This is a genomic window from Flavobacterium sp. RSSA_27 (genome assembly GCF_051547125.1).
Taxonomy (GTDB): domain Bacteria; phylum Bacteroidota; class Bacteroidia; order Flavobacteriales; family Flavobacteriaceae; genus Flavobacterium.
The window spans coordinates 1-222 of sequence record NZ_JBPTTN010000027.1 but is presented as its reverse complement, the minus strand read 5'-3'; the positions used below and the strand labels follow the sequence as shown (position 1 = coordinate 222).

Here is a 222-nt window from a genome sequence, read left to right as displayed (position 1 = left end):
AACAGTAGCCGTTCCACCTGTCAAAGTAACTGTTGTATTAGAACCTCCATTGATGTTGTAAGTAACCACAGCACCTGATGTTCCTGTTAAAGTAAACGTTGCATTTGCACCTGAACAAATTGGACCATTATTCGAAGAAATACTGGCTGTTGGTAATGGATTAACGGTTACTGTTGAAGACCCGGACAATGTCTGAGTACATGAAGTAGTCGGATTATTTAT

The 222-nt window shown here is 39.6% G+C and carries 1 protein-coding gene; it reads right to left on the bottom strand.

The features are described from left to right. Positions 1-222 (bottom strand): hypothetical protein (locus ACSVH5_RS13480; RefSeq protein WP_438061928.1); only part of this gene is annotated, 222 nt, incomplete at both ends.